This is a genomic window from Bradyrhizobium sp. AUGA SZCCT0105 (assembly GCF_018129565.1).
Taxonomy (GTDB): Bacteria; Pseudomonadota; Alphaproteobacteria; order Rhizobiales; family Xanthobacteraceae; genus Bradyrhizobium.
In genome coordinates this window covers 942,502-963,481 of sequence record NZ_JAFCMK010000002.1, presented here as the reverse complement: position 1 = coordinate 963,481, position 20,980 = coordinate 942,502, and the positions used below count along the sequence as shown (strand labels likewise).

Sequence of the window (20,980 nt, the reverse complement as noted above, 5' to 3'; positions counted from 1 at the left end):
CGCGATGCATGACAGCACAATCGTGATTGGGGAGCACCATGTTGCGCGCCAGACTTTGCTCGACCAGGGCAGTCGTGCCGCCACTGTTCTTGAGGAGGTCGGCGTCCGCGAAGGCGACGCGATCGCGTTGCTGATCCGAAACGACCCCTGCTACTTCGAAATCCTGCATGCGGCCGCGTTGCTCGGGGCTTACGTGGTTCCACTGAATTGGCACGGCAAAGCCGACGAAATCGCCTACATTCTCGCCGACTGCACCCCGCGGGTCCTGATCGGGCATCGTGATTTGGTCGCGGCGGTCGAACGCGTCGTTCCTGCCGAACTGCCGACATTCGTCATCGACGATCCAGCCGCGGGCACTCCGTCGCTGTCGGCCTCACCGCCTCACGCACAGGCGTGGCCCGAGTTCCGTGACAGGGGCGCACGATGGAAGCAGCCTGCGCGCGCGCCCAGGGGAACGATGATCTACACCTCAGGCACGACGGGACGTCCCAAGGGTGTTCGGCGTGCGCCGATGACGCCCGAGCAGATCGGGAAGAACGCGGCGCTGTTGCGCGAGATCTACGGCATCGAGGATGGCATGCGGGCATTTGTTTGCGGGCCACTCTATCACGCATCGCCTGGCGCCTTCGCGCGACAGGCCTTCCAGCATGCCGACCTGACGGTGCTCCAGCAGAGCTTCGATCCCGACGATCTGCTGCGTGTCATCGCCCAGCACCGGATCACGCATCTGACGATGGTGCCGACGATGTTTGTCCGGCTGCTGCGGCTCAGCAACGCGACGCGACGGAGCTACGACCTGTCGTCGATCCGATGGGTGACGCACACCGGCGCGGCCTGCCCGCCGGACGTGAAGCGGGGGATGATCGAGTGGTGGGGGCCGGTGATTCACGAGACCTATGGCGCGACCGAGACCGGTGCCGCCGTGGGCTGCAACGCGGAGGAATGGCTTGCTCATCCCGGTACAGTCGGCCGGCCGATGGTGGGGACTGAACTGCGGATCTATGACGAGGCCGGCAGCGAAGTTGCTCCCGGTGGTATCGGCGAGATCTACCTGCGCACCGAAGCCTATTCGGATTTCACCTATCACGGCCGTCCGGATCAGCGCGCGCAGGTCGATCGCGCCGGGCTCGTGACCTGCGGAGATGTCGGCTATCTCGACGGCGACGGTTTCCTCTACATCTGCGATCGCAGGCGGGACATGGTCATCTCGGGCGGGGTCAACATCTACCCGGCCGAGATCGAGAGCGTTCTGGTCAATTGTCCCGGTGTGCGGGACTGCGCGGTGTTCGGCGTCCCCGATGAGGAGTTCGGCGAAAGCCTGATCGCAGCGATCGAAGCCGAGCAGGACGCTACGCCCGCGGTGGCCGACATTAAGGTATTCCTCGAGCAGCGTCTCGCGCGCTTCAAGGTGCCAAAGCGCTTCGTTTTCCACGACGCGCTGCCGCGCGAGGTGAGCGGCAAGATATTCAAGCGGAAATTGCGAGACGGCTACCTTCAATCCGGCGTCGCGCCGGTCTGAGCAACTTTACCAGTAGGAGATCGAGAGTGGACCTGAGTGATAAGTTTGTCGACGTCGCGGGGACCCGCACGCGTTACCACGATGTAGGACACGGAGAGCCGACGATCTTGATCCACGGCGGTGGGCCCGGCGCATCCGGCCTCAGCAACTACCGCAAGAATGTGGAGCCGCTCGCGGCCGGGCGCCGTGTTATCGTCGTCGACTTGCCCGGCTTCGGCGAAACCGAAGGCAAGTTGCAGGACGGACCGATCTTCGAGGCGATGGGCGAGTTCGTTCGCGCCTTCATGGATGCGATTGGCGTTCAGACGGCAAGCTTCGTCGGCAACTCGCTGGGCGGCGCGACGTCGCTCGCAGTCGCGCTGCGCGCCCCTGAACGGGTCAATCGTCTGGTTCTGATGGGAACGGGCGGCAGCCAGGCGATCTTTACGCCGATGCCGACGGAAGGCCTGCGTCGCATGGCGATGTTCCACGGCGGCGAGGGACCCTCGATGCAGAAGTTGAGGGGCGTCATCGAGCTCCTGGTATTCGATTCGAAATCGATCACGGACGCATTGCTCGAGGAACGATTGAAGGCCGCAATGCGCAATGACGTCATCGACATCTTCAAGCGACCGCCGCTCGACATTTGGCGCGAGAATCTCGCCGGACTGAAGCACCGGACACTGATCGTCTGGGGACGTGACGATCGCGTCGTGCCACTCGATTCTGCCTTCATTCTACTCAAGACCATGCCGAACGCGCAGCTTCACGTCTATCCCAAATGCGGTCACTGGGCGCAGTGGGAAAAGGCCGACGAGTTCAACGCGCTGGTCGCCGACTTCCTGGATCGGCCATGAACGCGGTCGTTGACAGGCTCGCAACACGCTTGCAGCAGGCGGAATCGGCCCGGCAACCGATCGATCCGATTGCAGGCGAGATCGGCGAGGGCAACGTCGAGGCTGCCTACGCGGTCCAGTCCGAGGTGACCCGGCGGGGCATCGCAGGCGGGAGACGATTGGTTGGCCGCAAGATCGGCCTCACGTCGAAAGCCGTGCAGCAGCAGCTTGGCGTCGATCAGCCAGACTATGGCGCCCTGTTCGCGGATATGGAGGTTCCGACGGGAGAGGCGATCGCGACGACACGGCTGATCCAGCCCCGCGTTGAGGCCGAGATTGCGCTCGTCCTCGAGCGCGATCTCGCTGGCGAAGACCTCACGCTCGGCGAGCTGATGCGATCGACCGCTTATGCCGTGGCTGCGCTCGAAGTGGTCGATAGCCGGATACGGGATTGGAAGATCAGCATTCTCGATACCGTGGCAGACAACGGCTCGAGCGCGCGGTACGTGCTCGGCGCATCGCCGCGACGATTGACCGACGTGGATCTCGGGGCCTGCGGCATGACGATGACCCGCAACGGCGCGATCGCATCCATCGGCTGCGGCTCGGCTTGTCTCGGTCACCCGCTCCGTGCCGCACTCTGGCTGGCGCGGGCCATGGCGCGCGCTGGCCAACCGTTGCGGAGCGGGGACGTCGTACTGACGGGCGCCCTTGGCCCGGTGTGCCCGGTGTCGGTAGGCGAAGTCTACGAGGCGAGGATCTCCGGTTTCGGCCCCGTCAGCGTGACGTTCACGTAGCCGAGCCCGCGCAACAGATCATTGGAGCCGTTCAAGAGCTTCAAGATTACCAGCAATCGAAAGGGGAGGAGCTGAACATGGGATTGATTTCGAGAAGATCTGCGGTCGCGGGCCTGGGAGCCAGCGCGCTCGTATTGGGGAGCGGCTCGCGGGCGCGCGCCGCAGGAAATTATGGACCCGGTGTCACCGACACGGAGATCAAGCTTGGGACCACTGCACCTTACAGCGGACCGGCTTCCGGCTACGGCGTCTATGGACAGGCGCAAACCGCCTATTTCCAGATGATCAACGACAATGGTGGCATCAACGGTCGGAAGATCAACCTGATCTCGCTCGATAATGCATTCTCGCCGCCGAAAGCGGTCGAGCAAACCCGCAAGCTGGTCGAGTCGGAGGAAGTTTTTGCGATCGCGGGATTTCTCGGTACGGCAACCAATGCCGCCGTGCAGAAGTATCTCAATGCCAAGAAGGTGCCGAACCTGTTCCTGACGTCGGGCGCCGAGCGCTTCAATGACCCTAAGGAATTTCCCTGGATCGTACCGTTCTACCCGATCTACGTCGCGCAGGGAGCGGCGCTGGGCACATTCATCCTGAACCAGAAGCCGGATGCCAAGATCGCCGTCCAATATGTGAACGACGATCTCGGTAAGGATTTCCTTCGCGGTCTCAAGAAAGGGCTCGGCGGTAACGTCAGCGCCATCGTCAAGGAAGTCAGTCACGAGATCACTGAACCGACGATCGACAACCAGGTCGCCGATTGCAAGGGGGCGGGCGCCAACGTCTTTGTGCAGCTCACTTATTCCAAGTTCGCGGCGCAGGGTATCCGAAAGGTTGCTGCACTCGGCTGGAAGCCCCTGCACGTTGTCAATTCGAATTGCAGCTCGATCGGAGGTACGTTGGCGCCGGCCGGCCTCGATAATGCCAAGGGGCTGGTCTCGGCCTGGTGGGAAGTCATAGCGACGGATCCACACCAGCGAGACAAGCCTCGTGTCAAAGCCTATGTTGATTTTATGAAGAGGTACATGCCGTCAGTGAGCATCGACGACAACACGGCCACTCCAGGCTACAACAACGCTTACATGATCGAGCAGGTCCTTAGGCGATGCGGTAACGAACTGACGCGAGAAAATCTGCTGAAGCATGCGACCTCGCTCAGCAATGAGCAGCCGCCGCTCTTCCTGGACGGCATCAAGGTCAGCAATTCGGCGACAGACTATCGCGCCATACATAATCTCCAAATCACCCAATTTGACGGCACCAACTGGATGCCGATCGGAGACATGGTCGATCTTGACGGCATTGCATCTTAGGCCCGGACGGCATTTCGGGGCGGCGAGAACCTCACCGGAGGATTTCGCTAACGCTTTTCAGTCGGCGGGCAGCTGGTCGCCAATCAGAGAATCGCTGACGCCGTCAAATGTGGCGATCCGCAGAGTTCTAACGGTGCGTAGTCACCGGGTCTCAAACGATCGAAATTCCTCGGCCACGGCCAAAGTGTATATGGTGCCTTCCGACGGTTGGGTGGTCGTGATGGCAGATCCGCAGGTCAGGTCCTCGGACCTCGTTGAAATCGCAAGCAGAAGTGGTGAGTTTCGCAAGCACTATGGTGTCGTGCTCGGAGCATTCCTGTACCTCAGTTCGATCAGCGCGGCACGGCCGCGGTCAATCTGGTGGAGTGGTGCGCTGACAGCTCTGACGGGCGTCGTATGGCTCAAGAGCCGGGCCGGCGGCGGCTAGCTTTCTGAATGGCGAAGATAGGAGCCATAAGCCGTCGAGCTGCGCAGGGTTAGTTCGTTACGATCTGGGGCGCAGTAGATGTTGTGAGGGTATCTCCGGCCGATCAAAGGACCGCAATGGATTACTGTTTCAGCGCCTAGAGATGACGCGTGTGTCTTCATTGTGCCCCAGTTATTTCTAGGCACGCGTCAAAGGAGGCTATCGGCCTGAAGAAAAGATGCCCCATAATCGTGCGACGAATACCCATTCTCGGTCGGATAGGCACAGTTGTGTGATCGCTAAGTCATTGATTGTTCTCGATCTATCGCTGACTCTTAATCAGCGGGTCCCAGGTTCGAGCCCTGGTGCACCCACTACGGAAAAGACCTTCTCTTCCAGCACCTTCGCAGGATCGCGGTCGCGGTCGACCGCTAAACGCATCGCGTGCGCCGCTTCATTCCGATTTGCTTCACTCGGTGAACGTCAGGCGATCACGCGATCGCTTGAATGGAGCTGGAGAAGACGCTCGGCGGCCGGTGCAGGCCATAGTGGTCGCGCAGTGTCGTGCCCGCGTAGTCGTCGCGGAACAGGCCGCGCTTGCGCAGGATCGGGACGACCTGCTCGGCAAAGACGTCAAATCCACCGGGCAGCCAGGGCGGCATGACGTTGAAGCCGTCGGCGGCGCCGTTCTCGAACCAGGTCTGGATGCTGTCGGCGATCTTCTCCGGCGGCCCTGCGATCACCCAGTGGCCGCGCGCGCCGGCCAGGCGCTGGACGAGCTGGCGGATCGTCGGTTTTTCGCGATCGACGATGTCGACCACCAGCTTGAAGCGGCTGGCCACGCCGCACGCAGCGTTGGTGTCGATCAGATGGCGCGGGAACGGGCCGTCGAGGTCGAGGCCGGAGAGATCGAGCCCGATCATCTGGCGTAGCTGGGTCAGCGAATATTCCGGCTGGATCAGTTCGTTGAACTCCTCTTGCAGCCGATCCGCTTCGGCTTGCGTACTGGCGATGAAGGGACTGATGCCCGGCAGGACCTTGATCTGATCGGGGCTGCGGTCGAAGGCGCGGGCTTGCCGCTTGATATCGGCGTAGAACTCCTGGGCGCTCGCCAGGGTCTGGTGTGCCGTGAAAATGGCTTCGGCAAAGCGTGCGGCAAAGGCGCGGCCGTCGTCGGACGAGCCAGCCTGCACATAGACCGGCCGTCCCTGCGGCGTCCGCGAGATATTGAGCGGGCCGCGGACGCGAAAGTGCTTTCCGACGTGATTGACGGCGTGGATCTTGTCGGTGTCGGCGAAGACGCCCGAGACGGGATCGTTGATCAGTGCGTCGTCTTCCCAACTGTCCCACAGCCTGGTGATGACATCGAGATATTCGCGCGCCCGCTCGTAGCGTTCGTGATGTGGAGGATGCTCGAGCAGGCCGAAGTTCTGTGCCGCTTGCGCCGTGCTCGTCGTCACGATGTTCCAGCCGGCCCGGCCACCGCTGAGATGATCGAGCGAGGCGAATAGACGCGCAAGATTGTAAGGCTCGGTGTAGGTCGTCGACGCGGTTGCGATCAGGCCGATGCGCCTGGTGGCGACCGCGATGGCGGCAAGCCAGGTGATCGGCTCGAAGCGGAAGCGCTGCGCATAGCGGACGTTATCGGCGAGAGCCGGCCCATCGGCAAAGAAGATCGCGTCGAACTTGTGCGCCTCGGCCTTCTGCGCCAGTTCCTGATAGTAGGTGACGTCGAGGATCCGCTCCGCAGCGGAGCCCTTGTAGCGCCAGGCCGCCTCGTGATGGCCACCTGGATAGACAAAGAGATTGAGAGAAAGCTGTCGATCGCTCATGCCTGCGGCTCGCGGAATGTTGGGGTGGTCAGTTGCCGGTTGACGGCTTGTGTGCAAACGCGAAACGCAGGTAACGCTCCAGAGGCAGCCCTTCCGGTGTTCGTTTCGTTTCGACGAGGCGGGCAAACGCGCCGCGGATCTGTTCGCGTTCGGACGGTGAGAACGCCTCGAGGAAGTTGCCGAAGGCGCTGGCTTCCGACCATCGGAGCAGCGAATTGACGTCCTCGTGCACGTCGGTCAGCGTGCGTAGCTCGCTGCGGTATGCGACGAAGCCGCCGGCCGCGAACAGTGACCTGAGCTCTTCATCGGTCAGGCCGAGCACTGGATTGGAATCCTGGCGATGATCGGTGAGTCCGGTCTCCGCGATGGCCCGGCGCAGTAGCACGCGGGACTGATGCGGACGGGATGGGTCCTGCACGTTGAGCCCGAGGCGGCCGCCGGGCTTGAGCACACGATGGATTTCCTGCAGGGCGTCGCGCTTGTCGGCAATCCAATGGAAGACGCTGTTGAGATAGACCGCATCGAATTGGCCGTCGTCGAAGCGTGAGAGGTCTTCGGCCCGACCGGTGCTGAATTGAAGATGATCCGACTGCCGAAGTCGCGCGATCTCGATGCGGCCCGGGAGCGGATCGATACCGATCACCCGGCCGTTCGGCCCGACCAGGCCGGCGACGAATTCGGCGAGCCGGCCGGTGCCCGTCCCGATATCGAGGACATGCTCGCCGGTCCTGATCGCCAATGGCCCGATCAGGAACTTGCCGTGACGGAACTGAACCAGCCCCGCTTCATCATAGGAGCGAGCCAGCTCAGGCGTATCGTGTTCGAGGCTAATGACACCACTCATTTGCGGCGTGTCCTATCGTCGATGATTGCGGCGCTATGTGCACGTCGGCGTGCGAGCGACGCCTTGACTCTACGTCGGTGATCGCAAGCCTGTCGATGAAATGAACTTGCATTGTTGCGTTGGAAGCCAGCATGAAGCTTGTGAGTTGATCGGCGATGATAGACGAGTGCATCCGTCGCGAAGAAATCCGTGGGTCGCTCGTGCCGTTCTTGCGTGCCAGATGCTTCACTAGTTCGGGTCTCGCACGCTGAAACGGCGAGGAAAGCGACGATCGTCGCAAATATTTCAACGGCGGCATCGGCGACGAAGCGATCACTGCGCGCCGTGGAAAACAAAGCTGGTTTCGTTTCATTGACTGGCGATCGATCGCTTTTACGATTTGCAACGTCAAAGCGAGGCCGATCATCATGCCGCAGTCCGACCCCGACAGTGTTGCCCGTGAGGCCCTGCGCCTGATCGGGCCCGATCCGCAAAACTGGGTGCCCGATCTGCAGGGGATCGATCACAATGTGGTTGTCGTCGGCGGTGGACAGTCCGGCTCAGCGTTTGCGTTCGCGCTTCGGCGGGCAGGGATCGGGAAGGTCTCGGTGATCGATGCTGCGGCCGGCGGCACCGAGTCGGGCGTGTGGCTGACGAGTGCGCGCATGCACAAGCTTCGGACGCCGAAGACCCTGCCGGGCCCGGAGCTTGGTCTGGCCGGTCTCGGGTTCCAGGCGTGGTACGAGGCGCGCTACGGTGCAGCCGCCTACGATGCGCTCGATCGCATTCTACGGCTCGACTGGGCGGCCTATCTCGATTGGTACCGCAAGGTCACCGGTGTAGCGGTCCGTTACGCGACGCGGCTGGTTCGGATCGAGCCGGCGGGCGAGCGTCTGCGGCTGCATCTGGAGCAGGGCGGCCGCGTCACGGTCGAGATTGCGCGAAAACTGGTGCTTGCGACCGGCTTTGCCGGAAGCGGGGGCGCCATCATTCCGGACTCGCTGCGCAATCTGCCGAAACAAATTCATGCGCATACCTCCGAGAGGATCGACTTCCGGACGCTCCGAGGCCGATCGGTGGCGGTGATTGGAAGCGCCGCGTCGGCGTTCGATGCCGCTGCCGTGGCGCTGGAAGCCGGAGCGCGCGACGTTCACCTCTATGCGCGGCGCGAGTCGCTGGCCTCGCTTCCGGTGATCCGGATCCGCGGCTATCCGGGGGCCTACGACAATTACGGGGCTTTGCCGGATGCCATGCGCTGGCAGCAGGCGATCCGCTTCCGCGACGCAGGCTCGACCCCGCCGCCGGATGCAATCTCGCGCGCCGTCGCGTTTCCCAATTTCCATCTCCATCTCGGCGCGCCGTGGACCGCGGTGAGGCTCGAGGGCGGGCGTCCCGTCGCGGTGACGCCGCAGGGCGAATTCGGGTTCGAGTTTGCCATCGCCGGTACCGGATATGCCGTGGACCTCGGCGCGCAGACCGAGCTTCGCGACTTTGCCGATGAGATCCTGCTGTGGCGCGACCGCTTCACGCCGCGCGACCAGGACAGGGATGAGACTCTCGCGGCGTATCCCTATCTGGGATCGGGCCATGAATATCTGGAGCGGGAGCCCGGCCGCGCGCCGTTCCTGAAGAATCTCCATGTCTTCAACCCGGCCGCCTTCGTCAGCTTCGGCCTGCCGGTTGGCGATGTCCCGAGCTTCAAGCGCGACATTCCCGCTGTTGTGGCGCGGATCAGCCGCGATCTGTTCCTGGCCGATCTGGCGGCTCATGAGGCGCGCATCAATGGACCGATCGCCGACGATTTTGGTGCCGAGCTTTATGCGCCGGCGGTCTGGCGCCCACCGGAGCACGTCGCGGCCGAGTAGCGCCTGCACCATCAAGCCGGTTCGTTTGTCTCCGCTGTCGTTCCCGCGACCGGCGCATGGCGGAGCCTTGTCTGGGAGATCGCGGTGAGAGCACGATCATGAGCAACACGACTGTCATCGATAACGTCATTCCGCGCGCCGATATCGTCAAGCGTGCGGCGAGGCTTGGAGCAGAGATCAGGAACGTCCAGCTGTCCGGTGATCTGTCCGATGAGGTTATCCGCGCCATCAACCAGGTGCTGCTCGAGCACAAGGTGGTCTTCTTCCGCGACCAGGAGCATCTCGACGATTCCGAGCAGGAACGCTTTGCCGTGCGGCTCGGCAAGCTGGTGCCGCATCCGACGGTCGGAGCGATCAAGGGGACATCCTCGATCCTGGAGCTGGATTCGGGACGCGGCGGCGGCCGGGCCGACCAATGGCACACCGACGTGACGTTCGTCGATGCCTATCCGAAGATCTCGGTGCTGCGCGGGGTGGTGATTCCGCCCTATGGCGGCGACACCATCTGGTCGAATACAGCCGCGGCCTATCTCGACCTGCCGGCGCCGCTGCAGCGGCTTGCCGACGAGCTTTGGGCCGTTCACAGCAACGCCTATGACTATGCCGTCAAGGCGCGCGCAAGCGAGGCCGACCGCAAGCATTTCGATGAAGTGTTCACCGGCACGATCTACGAGACCGAGCATCCCGTGGTGCGCGTTCATCCCGAGACCGGCGAGCGGACGCTGGTGCTCGGCAATTTCGTGCAGCGCTTCGTCGGTCTGCCGAAATATGACGGCCAGAAGCTGTTCGACCTGTTCCAGTCGCACATCACGGCGCCGGAGAACACCGTGCGCTGGAGCTGGAAGGCCGGCGACGTTGCGATCTGGGATAACCGGGCGACCCAGCACTATGCGGTCAATGACTACGGTGATCAGCACCGCGTGGTGCGCCGCGCCACGATCGACGGCGAAGTGCCGGTATCGATCGACGGTCGCCACAGCGTGACGCGCATCAAGGCACCGAAGCAGCAGGCCGCGAAGGCGGCATGATCCGGCCGGATCGAGGGGAGTTGTGAACATGAATGCATTGATCCGAATCCTGCGCGCCCGGCGTTTCGCCGCACGCGCGGCCGCGCGCCTCATGCTGGCCGGCACCGTGGCGCTCGGGCTGGCGGCTCCGGCCTTTGCCGAGCCGCCGCTCGAAAAGACCGAGATTCGCTACCAGGGCTGGGCCGGCCAGGTGACGTTCACTGAGCTTGCCGAAGACCTCGGCTATCTCGCGCCGCTGAAGCTCAAATGGGTCGGCAACACGATCAGCGGGCCGCAGGACATCCAGACTGTCGTCACCGGCGATACCGACATCGGCGGTGCGTTCTATGGCGCAATTCTCAAGCTGATCGCTGCGAAGGCGCCGATCAAGGCGGTGATCGGCTATTACGGCTCCGACGCCAACACCTATCAGGGCTACTTCGTCAAGGACGACAGTCCGATCAGGACGGCGCGCGACCTGATCGGCAAGAAGGTCGCGGTCAATACGCTGGGCGCCCATCTCGAATTCGTGCTCCGCGAATATCTGGCACGGAACGGCCTCAGCGCCAGCGAGGCGAGGCAGGTGACGCTGGTGGCGATACCGCCGGTGACCGGTGAGCAGGTGTTGCGCCAAGGCCAGGTTGAGGTGAGTACGCTCAGCGGCGTGCTGCGCGACAAGGCGCTGGAGCGGGGCGGCATCCATTCGCTGTTCAACGATACCGATCTGTTCGGCCAGTTCACCGGCGGCGCCTATGTGCTGCGGGACAAATTCATCAAGGACAATCCCAATGCGTCGCGCAAGCTGGTTGAGGGCATCTCGCGCGCGATCCAATGGGCCCAGACCACGCCGCCGGAGGAGGTGCGGGCCCGGTTCGAGAAGATCGTCGCGGAACGCAAGCGCAATGAGGATGCGTCCCCGATCAAATACTGGAAGAGCACCGGCGTGGCGTCGAAGGGCGGACTGATCTCCGACGGTGAAATCCAGATCTGGATCGACTGGCTCGTCAAGGACGGCTTGTTCAAGCCGGGGCAGCTCAAGGCGTCCGATACCTATACCAACGAGTTCAACTATTTCCGTCCTGGCAAGACGGCGGAGGCGCGATGACGAGCTCGGTCAAGATCCGCTTCGAGCAGGTTCGCAAGGAATTCGTGACAAGGGGCGAGGGCGGCCGGCCGGCGGGCCGCTTCACGGCGCTGGAAGATATCACGCTGGATGTTCGCTCGGGCGAATTCCTGGCGCTGGTCGGCCCGAGCGGTTGTGGCAAATCCACCTTGCTTGATCTCCTGGGCGGGCTCACCTCGCCGACCGGCGGCCGCATTCTGCTCGACGGCCATCCGATCACGGGGCCGGGACGCGATCGCGGCATCGTGTTCCAGCAATACGCGCTGTTTCCGTGGCGGACCGCGGCGCAGAATGTCGAGTTTGGGCTCGATATCGCCGGCCTCAAGGCCGGGCAGCGGCGTGAGGTCGCGCGGCATTTCCTCGATCTGGTCGGCCTCTCCGGCTTTGCCGATCGCTATCCGCACGAACTCTCCGGAGGCATGAAGCAGCGTGTCGCGATCGCGCGAAGCCTCGCCTACGATCCGGAAGTCCTGCTGATGGACGAGCCGTTCGCCGCGCTCGATGCGCAGACGCGGGAAACGCTGCAGGGTGAGCTGCTGCGGATCTGGCGCGCCACCGGCAAGACCATCGTCTTCATCACCCATGGCATCGATGAGGCTGTCGTGCTTGGCCAACGGGTTGCGGTGATGACGTCGCGCCCGGGCCGGATCAAGGAGATCATCGATATTCCCGAGCGCTTGCGCAGCGATTCCGAAGACGTTCGCGCGCTGCCGGAGTTCGGTCAGGTGAGGCACGAGGTCTGGAGCCTGCTCCGCGACGAGGTGCAGAGGGCCCAGCAGGGCCAGTTGGCTGACGCCGCCGGTGTGCGTCGTCCGGGTCACGAAGTGGCGGAGATTGCTCATGTCTAGTCTCGAAGTGTTGGCACTGCTGGAGCTCGGGCAGGGGCGGCGCGAGCAGTTCCAGGCTCGCCGGCCACCATTCACCGATCGGTTGCGCAGGGCGCTTCGCGGCCTGGCCACACTCGGGCATCGCTCGTTGCTGGTGATCATCCTGCTGGCCGCCTGGGAGGCGGTGCCGCGGCTCGGGCTGATCGATGCTGTGTTCCTGCCACCATTCTCGGAGGTGATCGCGGCCGGCTGGCAGCTTGCGCAAACCGGCGAACTCTACGACGACATCTCCGCGAGCCTGCTGCGCGCCCTGAGCGGATTCCTGATCTCGGTCGTGTTCATTGTCCCGCTCGGGCTCGTTGTCGGCTGGTACAGCCGGCTCGGCGATCTCCTGAACCAGTTCATCGAGATCTGCCGTAATACGGCTCCGCTGGCACTGCTGCCCGTGTTCATTCTGCTGCTCGGGATCGGCGAATTGTCCAAGATCACGATGGTGATCTATAGCTGCGCCTGGCCATTGCTGCTGAACACCATTGCCGCTGTGAAGCAGGTCGATCCGCTGCTGATCAAGTCGGCGCGGACCATGGGCGCGACGCCGCAGCAGCTGTTCCGCAAGGTGATCCTGCCGGCCGCGCTTCCGACTATCTTTGTCGGCATTCGCCTCGCCAGCGCATCGGCCATGCTGGTCCTGGTGGCGTCCGAAATGGTCGGCGCCAAGGCCGGCCTTGGCTATCTCATCATCAACAGCCAGTACAGCTTCCTGATCCCGCAGATGTATTTCGGCATTCTCGGAATCACGGTGATCGGTCTGGCCTTCAATGCCGTTCTCGAGGCGATCGAACGGCACTTCATGCGCTGGAAGGCGCCGGTGGCTGGTTAGGAGGACGCGTTGCCGCCGCCCGGCGTATTGCGCGCGGTGGCCTGGGTCACCACGCTGTTCGGCGGGACGTCCCGGGTCAGCCAGACATTGCCGCCGACGGTCGAGCCCCGGCCGATCGTGATGCGGCCCAGAATGGTGGCGCCGGCATAGATGACCACGTCGTCCGCGACGATCGGATGACGGGCGTCGCCCTTGATCAGGCTGCCTTCGTCGTCGGTCGGGAAATGCCGCGCGCCGAGCGTAACGGCCTGGTAGATGCGGACATTGTCGCCGATGATCGCGGTTTCCCCGATCACGACGCCGGTGCCGTGATCGATGAAGAAGCCCGAGCCGATGCTGGCGCCGGGATGAATATCGATACCGGTCCGGGCATGTGCGATCTCCGCCATCAGGCGTGCCACCAGCCGCGCCCCGAGCCGGTACAGAAGATGGGCAAGGCGGTGGTGGATGATCGCGGTCATGCCGGGATAGCCGATCAGGATCTCCGGAAAGTTTCGCGCCGCCGGATCGCCGACAAAGGCCGCGCGCAGATCGTTGACAAGAAGCCCGCGCACTTGCGGCAATTGAGCAGCGAACGCGCGCGTCAGTTCGACGGCGTCATGGCGCTGGAAACCCGGTTCGAGTTCGTCGCCGACGAACAGCGCCGCGCGGTGGATTTGCCCGTTGAGCGAATCCAGCGCGATGCTCAAGGTGTTGCCGACGAAATAGTCGATGTTCTCGCCGTCGAGATCCGATTGGCCATAGTGCCGCGGGAACAGCGCCTCGGTGAGGCCGTCAAGGATCGCTTCCAGCGCATCGCGCGATGGGGCGCGGCGCGGATCGCCGTCGCGCCGGATGCTGTGGGTCTCCTCCCTGGAGACGCGCAGCTCGGCGACGATCCGGTCGAGCTGCCAGCGGCCCGGCGGGCTGCCGGCAACGCCGGCCGATGATGGTGGCGACTGTGGCGGCAACTCGCGCTTCATGGCGTGCCTCTCCTTGTCCTAGCGGACGTGAGCCAGCGGAATACTGACTTCGGCGAGTAGATCGAGGTCAGCCTCGTGATCGATCTGCACATACCGTCCGTTCCAGTAGGTGAGGCCGGACAGGCGCTGCGATACGTCCATGCTGGAAAGGCGACCCACGATGATGCCGTGAGAGTGCCGTTCGATGATCTCCTCAACCTGGCATTCAACCGCGGCAAGCGAATGTTCCAGCAGCGGGACGCCGGAAGCACCAGGGGTCCAGGCCGCACCTTCGAAACGCTGCCTGCCTTTCAGGCCGCTGTCGCTGAACCGTTCCGCCAGCGCTTGCTGGTCTGAGCCGAGGATGTTGACGCCGAATAGCCGGTGGCGGGCGATCGGCTCAAAAGAGGAGGCCTGCCGGTTGATGCTGACCAGGAGCCGAGGCGGCGAGGCGCTCAACGACGTCAGCGAGGTGACGGTCATCCCGGTGATGTCATCGCCGCGTCCCGCTGTGATGACGCAGACGCCACCGGCGAGGCGGCGCATCACCAGCCGAAACTGCAGCTCGATCTCGTGATCCGCATCGACCAAATGGATGTCCGGCTTGCTCATCGGGTCTCTCCCTCTCGTCGCCGCCGGATCTGCTTCCGATCAGAAGAAGCCCTTGGCTGGTAGCGGCGTGCCGCTGATCTCATATTGCCCGATCGAGCGGGCTTTGAAGGTGTTCGGGTTGTGCGAGGCCAGGGTCCGCGCGTTGCGCCAGTGGCGGTCGAAATTGGTCGCCTTCTCGGTGGCGGACGCTCCGCCGACATCGAACAGCAGGCTGCCGCTGCGGATCGCCAGCTCATCGGCGACAATCTTGGCTTTTGCCGAGAGCAGCGCGGCCTTGTGCGCGGCGTCGATAGCAGTGGGATCGCCGGCGTCGAATGCATCGGTGGCGGCGTCGAGGGCCTCCGCCGCCGCGAGCACCACGGTCTCGGCCGCAAACGCGCCGCTGGCGATCTGGCCGACGGTCTGCTGCAGCAACGGGTCGTCCGCCGGTATCTCGCTCGGTGCATAGTAGAACGTGCGCTTGCGCGATCGCACCAGTTCGGCCGCGTCCTGCAGCACCGCGCGCGCGATGCCGGCGTTGATTGCGGTCAGGAACAGCTGCGCGAATGTGTTGGCGTAGGGAATGCCGTAGCCGGCGTCAGGGGCGTCGAACACCGCCTCCTGGCGCTTGACGCGCACGTTGCGGAAGTGCGTGGTGCCGGTTGCGGTCAGCCGCTGGCCGAGCCCGTCCCAATCGTCGATCAGCTCGATACCCTCGCGGTTGACCTGGATCAGCACCGCCGCATTGGCGCCTGTCGTATCGGCCGTGCGCACCAGCACATAGTCGGAATAGAGCGTGCCGGTGCTGTAGTATTTGGTGCCGTTAAGCAGATAATCGTCGCCGTCGGCGGTCAGCGTGGTGTTCGGCGTGACATTGCCGACCTTCGGGGTATCGAGTTCGGTGGCCGCGAGCCCGATGATCGCGCCGTCGGCGACGGCCTTCTGCCATTGCCGGTGCTGCTCGTCCCTGGGACGACGCACCAGCCGTTCGACCACGCTGAAGTGGTTGCGCAGGATATGCGCGACGTTGGCGTCGGCCGCGCCGAGCCGGATCACGAGTTCGAACAACGTGCGGATCGACGCGCCCGCGCCGCCGACGTCCGCCGGAAGCCGCAGTGCGCCCAGGCGCGCCTTGCGAATGAGATCGACCTCGGCGAATGGCAGGATGCGTTCACGCTCGCGATGAGCTGCCCCCTCGGCGATACGGCTCAGCAGCGCATCGATGTCAGGGGACTGGCTATCCAGGCGGTCGGACGGCTGCAGGGAAGTGGCGGATACGGGCTTGTTCATGAGTGTCGGCCTGGAGTGATGATCGTTGCTCAGTTGCGCATTCGACTGCGTTCGAACTGGGATCGTTCAGATGACGCAAACTGTCCCACGATTTTTCGCCAACAGAAATAGAGCGGTTTTTCAATTGTCGCGAGATTTGGAGTTTTCTGGTTTGTCCGCGCGCGTGGCGCGGCAAGGAAAATCTTTTGATGTGACGTTGCTTGATCTCCAGCCGCGTCTTCGTGAAAAGCAAAGCGACAAAGCGCAATTCGGAGATCGCCAATGACGATACGACCGCTTCGCTTCGGGATCTGGGCGCTGGTGCACGGTTCGCGCGCTGCCTATCAGGATCCCGAGGAGCCCTACGATGCATCATGGGAACGCAATCGCGACCTCGTGATCGCGGCCGAAAGGCTCGGCTACGACTCCACGCTCATCGCGCAGCACACCATCAATCCGCATCAGGAGGATCTTGATCAGCTCGAAGCCTGGAGCGCCGCTGCCGCACTTGCCGCGCTGACCAGCCGGATCGAGATCATCGCCGCCATCAAGCCTTATCTCTATCACCCGGTCGTGCTGGCGAAGCTCGCGCTCGGGATCGAGAACATCAGCCGCGGCCGCTTTGCGATCAATCTGGTCAATGCCTGGAACCGGCCCGAGCTCGACAAGGCCGGCATCGGCTTTGCGGAGCATGACGCCCGCTATGCTTACGGTCGCGAGTGGATCACCGTGGTGTCGCGCCTGATGCAGGGCGAGCGGCTGACCTACAAGGGTGAGCACTTCGATGTCAGGGACTATGTGTTGCGGCCCGGCAGCCTCTACCGGCCGCGGCCATTGATCTATGTCGGCGGTGAATCCGAGCCGGCGCGCGCCCTGGTCGCCGATCACGGCGATGTCTGGTTCATCAATGGACAGCCGCTCGACGACGTCGCTGGCCTAATCGCCGACGTGGCCGCCCGGCCGAGAGCCACGGCACCACTTCGCTTCGGGCTGTCCGCCTTCGTGATTGCGCGCCAGACCCGGGCTGAGGCCGAGGCGGCCTACCAGCGGCTGTTAGATCTCTCGAAAAAGGATGCGCCGATCAAGGCGATCCAGAAGCAAAACACCGATCCCAAGGTGGTGATGATGCAGACCATGCAGAAATCGGCGCGGGTCGGCAGCAATGGCGGGACGGCTGCGGGATTGGTCGGGTCCTATGACGAGGTGGCGGCTCGCATCCAGGGCTTCCATACCGCCGGCATTGAGCTCTTCATGTTGCAGTTCCAGCCGTTCGAGGCCGAGCTGGAGCGCTTTGCGAAGGAGATCATCCCGCGCGTTCGTGCACAGTCACTCGCCGATGACAATCCGGCACATCTAACAGCCTCGCGCTGATGCGTCAGGCGCTCGTGGCGGTCGCCGGTTGTCGCGCAAAACGGCTGACCGGCCGCGGCAATCCAAAATGCTCGCGCAGGGTGGTGCCCGTGTAATCGTGCCGGAACAGCTCCCGTTGCTGCAGGATTGGCACCACGGTGTCGACGAACACGTCGAGCCCGGTCGGCAACACGTCCGGCATCAGGTTGAAGCCGTCGGCCGCGCCCGCCTTGAACCAAGCCTCGATGTCGTCGGCAATCTGCTCGGGCGTGCCGACGATGATACGGTGGCCGACGCCGCCACCGAGCGCGCGCAGCAATTGACGGACGGTGAGATTGCCGCGGCGCGCGATGTTGACCGTTCCCTGAAACATGGTGTGGTTTGCGTTGGCCGGCAGCGGCAGAGGATCGGGCAGTGGCTTGTCGAGATCGAGGATTGCTGGATCGACCTGCAACGTGCCGGCCAGTCGCGCGAGGCTGTATTCGATCGGAACCAGCTCCCAGAGCTCGTCTTGGCGCCGCTTGGCTTCCGCTTCCGTGCTGCCGATGACGGTCGCGAGCCCCGGCAGAATCACGATGGAGCTTCCAGCGCGGCCGTACGCGGCAGCCCTGGCACGCAGGTCGCGCGCATAGGCGACGCCTTCGTCGATGGTTTGTGCCAGCGTGAACACCGCTTCGGCCTGCGCGGCGGCGAGGTCGCGGCCGTCGCTCGATCCGCCGGCCTGAACGGTGACGGGGCGTCCCTGCGGCGAACGCGGGACGTTGAGTGGGCCGGCCACGCTGTAGTGGGTGCCGCGATGTCCGATCGGGTGGACTTTGGTCGTGTCGACGAAACGCGCCGCCTCCTTGTCGCCGACAAAGGCATCGTCCTCCCAGCTGTCCCACAATGCATGGACGACCTCGGCGAACTCCTTGGCCCGGTCGTAGCGCGCCTTGTGCTCGAGCACGGTGGGAAGGCCGAAGTTGCGGCTGGCTGAGGCATCGGCGGTGGTCACCGCATTCCAGCCGGCGCGGCCGCCGCTCGCCAGATCCAGCGTCGCGAAGCGGCGCGCGATGTTGTAGGGCTCGTTATAGGTCGTCGACGCAGTCGCGATCAGTCCGATATGGCTGGTCGCGGCGGCGACGGTTGCCAGCACGATGGTCGGCTCCAGCGACATGAACGAGCGGTAATCGATGCGATCGGTGATGGCTGGCGTGTCGGCCAGGAAGATCGCATCGAGCTTGCCGCGCTCCGCGATCTGGGCGACGCGCAGGTAGTGGCCGACGTCGAAACAGGCGCGCGGGTCGCTGTCGGGCAGTCGCCAGGCCGACGCATAGACGCCGGAGTGCAAAAGGTTGACGTTGAGGTGAAGCTGACGATGAGACATGGCGGCCGTATCTGCGATGATGCTTGTCGCTAGATATCGGCACGCTGCGCGCGGGAAAATGCGTTGCGGCCCGGAGCGGCAAAAAGAAAAATCCGTCCCGCCGACGAGCCTTGCGTGCAAGCTCGTGTCGCGTTGTCCGCCGATGACGCAACATCCGGCATGCGGCGACACGAATTTTCTTTGCGCGGCAAGTCAGGTGAAAGCTTCGTCCAACTCTCCGCAAATATCTGAAATTGCCAGGCGGGCTCGCGCGCGCAACGATGTGTCGTGGCGCGCCTTGCGCCGCGACAGATCCGCCTGGAGCTTTCCATCATGCCGAACCCAACTCATCGCGCCGAACGCGTGTCCGCGCCTGAGGGCTCGGTCGCGTTCGAGGCCGACGTTCTGGTGATCGGTGGCGGCCCCGCGGGGACCTGGGCCGCGGTCAGCGCCGCCGAGCGCGGCGCACGGGTGGTGCTCGCCGACAAGGGATTTTGCGGCACCTCGGGCGCCACCGCCGCGGCGGGAACGGGCGTCTGGTACATTGATCCGGATCCGGCCCTGCGCGCGGCCGCGATGGCCAATCGCGAGAAGATGGGCGGCTATCTCCAGGATCGCCGCTGGATGGCGCGCGTGCTCGACAGCACCTATCAGCACAGCAATCGCCTGGCCGATTGGGGATATCCCTATCCGGTGGACGGCCGCGGCAAGTCGCAGCGCAACTCGCTGCAGGGCCCCGAATACATGCGCTTGATGCGCAAGCGTACCAAGCAGGCCGGCGTTACCATTCTCGACCACAGCCCGGCACTTGAACTGCTCGTCGACGATGACGGGGCTGTCGCCGGCGCTAGCGGCGTGCGCCGGCAGAAGCAGGATCGCTGGACGGTGCAGGCCAAGGCGGTCGTGATCGCCACCGGCGGCTGTGCATTCCTCAGCAAGACGCTCGGATCGAACGTGCTGACCGGCGACGGCTATCTGATGGCCGCGGAGGTTGGTGCCGAATTCACCAGCATGGAGTTCTCCAACCCTTACGCGATCTCACCGGCGTTCGGCTCGGTGACCAAGACATTGTTCTACGGCTGGGCCAGCTTCACCTATGACGACGGCAGCGTGGTGCCCGGCGCGGCGTCGAAGGGCGGGCGATCGGCGATTGCGCGTGCCCTGCTCGAGGGCCCGGTCTATGCCCGGCTGGACAAGGCGGATGACGATGTGCGGCATCATATGCGGGTGTCGCAGCCGAATTTCTTCCTGCCGTTCGATCGCACCGGGATCGATCCATTCAAGGACCGCTTTCCCGTGACGTTGCGGGTGGAGGGCACCGTCAGGGGGACCGGCGGCCTTCGTATCGTTGACGACAGTTGCGCCACCAGCGTGGCGGGGCTCTATGCCGCCGGCGACGCGGCGACGCGCGAGTTGATCTGCGGTGGCTTCACCGGTGGCGGCAGCCACAATGCCGCCTGGGCGATGTCGTCGGGAGCCTGGGCCGGGCAGGGCGCCGCTGACTATGCCACTCAGATCGGACCAGCTGCCAGGCGCACATTGTCGTCCGCGGGCGCCGTGGCGTTTCGAAGCCGGCAGCGCCGTGCATTCGCGCCGGCCGCGCTGGCGAGGGCGGTTCAGGCCGAGGTCTTCCCCTACGAGTTGAACTACTTCCGGGAGGCATCGCGCTTGCAGGGCGCGCTCGGGCGTCTCGATGCGGCGTGGCGCGATGTGTTGGAAGCGGACGCCGCCGACACATCCGAGATCGTGCGGGCGCGCGAGGCCGCAGCGATGCTCGCGACCGCGCGGTGGATGTACCGCAGCGCGCTCGCCCGACAGGAAAGCCGCGGCATGCATCGCCGCGACGACTTCCCCGATCAGGACAACCGGCAGCGGCATTATGTGACGACCGGCGGCCTCGACGAGATCTGGACCTCGGCCCGGCCTCATGCCGAGGCCAGCTATGCGGAGGCTGCGGAGTGATCGAGGTTATCGACGGCGAGCGCTGTACGTCCTGCGATATCTGTGTCAACGTCTGCCCCACCAACGTGTTTGACAAGACGGACGGAATTCCGGTAATCGCCCGGCAAGGCGACTGCCAGACCTGCTTCCTCTGCGAGCTCTATTGTCCCGAGGATGCGCTGTATGTTTCGCCCTTTGCGGATCAGGCGCAGCCGATCGACCTCGTTGCGCTCAAGCAAACGGACAGCATGGGCAGCTATCGCCGGGCCGTGGGCTGGACCGATGAGACCAGCGATCGCCGCGGCGTCGACCGCAGCTATTTGCTCTTTGGTCATTGAG

At 63.9% G+C, this 20,980-nt stretch carries 20 protein-coding genes; 13 read left to right on the top strand and 7 right to left on the bottom strand.

The window, feature by feature from the left end:
* Positions 1–4: 4 nt before the first annotated feature.
* The 4 genes from JQ573_RS13645 to JQ573_RS13630 all read left to right on the top strand — a co-directional run bounded on the left by JQ573_RS13645 (position 5) and on the right by JQ573_RS13630 (position 4,441).
* Positions 5–1,519, top strand: coding sequence for an AMP-binding protein (locus tag JQ573_RS13645; RefSeq protein ID WP_212310361.1), 1,515 nt, complete (start codon positions 5–7; stop codon positions 1,517–1,519).
* 26 nt (positions 1,520–1,545) lie between these two features.
* Positions 1,546–2,355, top strand: a complete 810-nt coding sequence (locus JQ573_RS13640) for an alpha/beta fold hydrolase (RefSeq protein ID WP_212310360.1) — start codon at positions 1,546–1,548, stop codon at positions 2,353–2,355.
* A complete protein-coding gene (locus tag JQ573_RS13635; protein ID WP_212310359.1) occupies positions 2,352–3,131 on the top strand; it encodes a 2-keto-4-pentenoate hydratase in 780 nt (259 codons plus the stop codon). The genes JQ573_RS13640 and JQ573_RS13635 overlap by 4 nt, the downstream gene beginning before the upstream one ends.
* Positions 3,132–3,208: 77 nt before the next feature.
* Complete coding sequence (locus JQ573_RS13630) at positions 3,209–4,441, top strand: ABC transporter substrate-binding protein (protein WP_212310358.1); 1,233 nt, start codon at positions 3,209–3,211, stop codon at positions 4,439–4,441.
* 897 nt (positions 4,442–5,338) lie between these two features.
* Here JQ573_RS13630 and JQ573_RS13625 read toward each other — a convergent pair.
* The 3 genes from JQ573_RS13625 to JQ573_RS13615 are packed head-to-tail and all read right to left on the bottom strand — an operon-like array spanning position 5,339 to position 7,932.
* Positions 5,339–6,679 carry an LLM class flavin-dependent oxidoreductase gene (locus tag JQ573_RS13625; protein WP_212310357.1) on the bottom strand — a complete coding sequence of 447 codons (1,341 nt, stop codon included), beginning with the start codon at positions 6,677–6,679 and terminating at the stop codon, positions 5,339–5,341.
* Positions 6,680–6,707: 28 nt separating this feature from the next.
* On the bottom strand, positions 6,708–7,523 hold the full coding sequence (locus tag JQ573_RS13620) for a class I SAM-dependent methyltransferase (protein WP_212310356.1): 816 nt from the start codon (positions 7,521–7,523) through the stop codon (positions 6,708–6,710).
* Complete coding sequence (locus JQ573_RS13615; RefSeq protein ID WP_212310355.1) at positions 7,507–7,932, bottom strand: hypothetical protein; 426 nt, start codon at positions 7,930–7,932, stop codon at positions 7,507–7,509. The genes JQ573_RS13620 and JQ573_RS13615 overlap by 17 nt, the downstream gene beginning before the upstream one ends.
* On the opposite strand from JQ573_RS13615, the gene JQ573_RS13610 reads away from it, so the two are divergent.
* From JQ573_RS13610 to JQ573_RS13590, 5 genes are all read left to right on the top strand, one after another.
* Positions 7,931–9,367, top strand: coding sequence for an FAD-dependent oxidoreductase (locus JQ573_RS13610; protein WP_212310354.1), 1,437 nt, complete (start codon positions 7,931–7,933; stop codon positions 9,365–9,367). The genes JQ573_RS13615 and JQ573_RS13610 overlap by 2 nt on opposite strands.
* Positions 9,368–9,465: 98 nt before the next feature.
* The gene (locus JQ573_RS13605) at positions 9,466–10,395 is read left to right on the top strand and encodes a TauD/TfdA family dioxygenase (RefSeq protein ID WP_212310353.1); all 930 of its coding nucleotides are present in this window, start codon (positions 9,466–9,468) and stop codon (positions 10,393–10,395) included.
* A 28-nt stretch (positions 10,396–10,423) separates the two neighbouring features.
* On the top strand, positions 10,424–11,479 hold the full coding sequence (locus JQ573_RS13600) for an ABC transporter substrate-binding protein (protein WP_212310352.1): 1,056 nt from the start codon (positions 10,424–10,426) through the stop codon (positions 11,477–11,479).
* On the top strand, positions 11,476–12,345 hold the full coding sequence (locus tag JQ573_RS13595; protein ID WP_212310351.1) for an ABC transporter ATP-binding protein: 870 nt from the start codon (positions 11,476–11,478) through the stop codon (positions 12,343–12,345). Before JQ573_RS13600 ends, JQ573_RS13595 begins: the two co-directional genes overlap by 4 nt.
* Positions 12,338–13,204, top strand: a complete 867-nt coding sequence (locus JQ573_RS13590) for an ABC transporter permease (protein ID WP_212310350.1) — start codon at positions 12,338–12,340, stop codon at positions 13,202–13,204. The genes JQ573_RS13595 and JQ573_RS13590 overlap by 8 nt, the downstream gene beginning before the upstream one ends.
* On the opposite strand, the gene epsC is transcribed toward JQ573_RS13590, so the two are convergent.
* Genes epsC through JQ573_RS13575 form a run of 3 tightly spaced genes read right to left on the bottom strand, consistent with a single transcriptional unit; the run spans position 13,201 to position 16,026 of the window.
* Positions 13,201–14,166 (bottom strand): serine O-acetyltransferase EpsC, encoded by a 966-nt coding sequence (epsC, locus tag JQ573_RS13585; RefSeq protein WP_212310349.1) that lies wholly within the window; start codon positions 14,164–14,166, stop codon positions 13,201–13,203. The genes JQ573_RS13590 and epsC overlap by 4 nt on opposite strands.
* Before the next feature lie 18 nt (positions 14,167–14,184).
* Positions 14,185–14,757 carry a flavin reductase family protein gene (locus JQ573_RS13580; RefSeq protein WP_212310348.1) on the bottom strand — a complete coding sequence of 191 codons (573 nt, stop codon included), beginning with the start codon at positions 14,755–14,757 and terminating at the stop codon, positions 14,185–14,187.
* Between the two features lie 39 nt (positions 14,758–14,796).
* Positions 14,797–16,026 (bottom strand): acyl-CoA dehydrogenase family protein, encoded by a 1,230-nt coding sequence (locus JQ573_RS13575; protein WP_212310347.1) that lies wholly within the window; start codon positions 16,024–16,026, stop codon positions 14,797–14,799.
* Between the two features lie 70 nt (positions 16,027–16,096).
* On the opposite strand from JQ573_RS13575, the gene JQ573_RS13570 reads away from it, so the two are divergent.
* Together JQ573_RS13570 and JQ573_RS13565 are read left to right on the top strand one after the other, a co-directional pair.
* On the top strand, positions 16,097–16,291 hold the full coding sequence (locus JQ573_RS13570) for a hypothetical protein (RefSeq protein ID WP_212310346.1): 195 nt from the start codon (positions 16,097–16,099) through the stop codon (positions 16,289–16,291).
* A complete protein-coding gene (locus JQ573_RS13565) occupies positions 16,288–17,376 on the top strand; it encodes an LLM class flavin-dependent oxidoreductase (protein ID WP_212310345.1) in 1,089 nt (362 codons plus the stop codon). Before JQ573_RS13570 ends, JQ573_RS13565 begins: the two co-directional genes overlap by 4 nt.
* Positions 17,377–17,380: 4 nt before the next feature.
* Here the strand turns inward: JQ573_RS13565 and JQ573_RS13560 are convergent, their stop codons facing one another.
* Positions 17,381–18,721 carry an LLM class flavin-dependent oxidoreductase gene (locus JQ573_RS13560; RefSeq protein WP_212310778.1) on the bottom strand — a complete coding sequence of 447 codons (1,341 nt, stop codon included), beginning with the start codon at positions 18,719–18,721 and terminating at the stop codon, positions 17,381–17,383.
* Between the two features lie 312 nt (positions 18,722–19,033).
* Between JQ573_RS13560 and JQ573_RS13555 the strand changes: the two genes are divergently transcribed.
* Positions 19,034–20,662, top strand: a complete 1,629-nt coding sequence (locus JQ573_RS13555; RefSeq protein WP_212310344.1) for an FAD-dependent oxidoreductase — start codon at positions 19,034–19,036, stop codon at positions 20,660–20,662.
* The gene (locus JQ573_RS13550; protein WP_212310343.1) at positions 20,659–20,979 is read left to right on the top strand and encodes a ferredoxin family protein; all 321 of its coding nucleotides are present in this window, start codon (positions 20,659–20,661) and stop codon (positions 20,977–20,979) included. Before JQ573_RS13555 ends, JQ573_RS13550 begins: the two co-directional genes overlap by 4 nt.
* Position 20,980: the final 1 nt, after the last annotated feature.

Coding starts and splice junctions, on each gene's coding strand:
- JQ573_RS13645 (WP_212310361.1), top strand. CDS start 5: ATGCATGACAGCACAATCGTGATTGGGGAGCACCATGTTGCGCGCCAG.
- JQ573_RS13635 (WP_212310359.1), top strand. CDS start 2,352: ATGAACGCGGTCGTTGACAGGCTCGCAACACGCTTGCAGCAGGCGGAA.
- JQ573_RS13630 (WP_212310358.1), top strand. CDS start 3,209: ATGGGATTGATTTCGAGAAGATCTGCGGTCGCGGGCCTGGGAGCCAGC.
- JQ573_RS13625 (WP_212310357.1), bottom strand. CDS start 6,679: ATGAGCGATCGACAGCTTTCTCTCAATCTCTTTGTCTATCCAGGTGGC.
- JQ573_RS13620 (WP_212310356.1), bottom strand. CDS start 7,523: ATGAGTGGTGTCATTAGCCTCGAACACGATACGCCTGAGCTGGCTCGC.
- JQ573_RS13610 (WP_212310354.1), top strand. CDS start 7,931: ATGCCGCAGTCCGACCCCGACAGTGTTGCCCGTGAGGCCCTGCGCCTG.
- JQ573_RS13615 (WP_212310355.1), bottom strand. CDS start 7,932: ATGATGATCGGCCTCGCTTTGACGTTGCAAATCGTAAAAGCGATCGAT.
- JQ573_RS13605 (WP_212310353.1), top strand. CDS start 9,466: ATGAGCAACACGACTGTCATCGATAACGTCATTCCGCGCGCCGATATC.
- JQ573_RS13600 (WP_212310352.1), top strand. CDS start 10,424: ATGAATGCATTGATCCGAATCCTGCGCGCCCGGCGTTTCGCCGCACGC.
- JQ573_RS13595 (WP_212310351.1), top strand. CDS start 11,476: ATGACGAGCTCGGTCAAGATCCGCTTCGAGCAGGTTCGCAAGGAATTC.
- JQ573_RS13590 (WP_212310350.1), top strand. CDS start 12,338: ATGTCTAGTCTCGAAGTGTTGGCACTGCTGGAGCTCGGGCAGGGGCGG.
- epsC (WP_212310349.1), bottom strand. CDS start 14,166: ATGAAGCGCGAGTTGCCGCCACAGTCGCCACCATCATCGGCCGGCGTT.
- JQ573_RS13580 (WP_212310348.1), bottom strand. CDS start 14,757: ATGAGCAAGCCGGACATCCATTTGGTCGATGCGGATCACGAGATCGAG.
- JQ573_RS13575 (WP_212310347.1), bottom strand. CDS start 16,026: ATGAACAAGCCCGTATCCGCCACTTCCCTGCAGCCGTCCGACCGCCTG.
- JQ573_RS13570 (WP_212310346.1), top strand. CDS start 16,097: ATGACGCAAACTGTCCCACGATTTTTCGCCAACAGAAATAGAGCGGTT.
- JQ573_RS13565 (WP_212310345.1), top strand. CDS start 16,288: ATGACGATACGACCGCTTCGCTTCGGGATCTGGGCGCTGGTGCACGGT.
- JQ573_RS13560 (WP_212310778.1), bottom strand. CDS start 18,721: ATGTCTCATCGTCAGCTTCACCTCAACGTCAACCTTTTGCACTCCGGC.
- JQ573_RS13555 (WP_212310344.1), top strand. CDS start 19,034: ATGCCGAACCCAACTCATCGCGCCGAACGCGTGTCCGCGCCTGAGGGC.